Source organism: Candidatus Hepatincolaceae symbiont of Strigamia maritima (assembly GCF_055505085.1).
The window spans coordinates 1-329 of sequence record NZ_DBKDTU010000087.1 but is presented as its reverse complement, the minus strand read 5'-3'; the positions used below and the strand labels follow the sequence as shown (position 1 = coordinate 329).

The window sequence follows — 329 nt, the reverse complement described above, 5'->3', positions numbered from 1 at the left end:
ATAAAAATAAGGTAAGAAAAGAGTATTAAGAATTACTTCTTCTTAGAGTTAACAACTGCATTAACAGCTTCTTTAAGAACTTTACCAGCTTTAAACTTAGGTTGAGTTCTGGCAGGAATATTAAGAGGCTCACCTGTTTTAGGATTACGCCCTGTTGTAGTTGCTCTATGAGCTACAGAAAAAGTACCAAACCCTAATAACTTAACCTCATCTCCCTTAGCTAAAGTACTACTCACTACACTAACAAATGCATCTAAATATTCTCCAACATCTTTTTTCTTTAAAGCAGACTTCTTAGCAATAGCACTAACTAACTCTTCCTTATTCAT

1 protein-coding gene is annotated in these 329 nt (G+C 33.7%); it reads right to left on the bottom strand.

Annotated features, from left to right (window positions below):
* Positions 1–32 precede the first annotated feature (32 nt).
* Positions 33–329, bottom strand: a 297-nt coding sequence (locus tag ACQCX0_RS02105) for an HU family DNA-binding protein (protein WP_462562506.1), incomplete at its 5' end; no start/stop codon positions are given.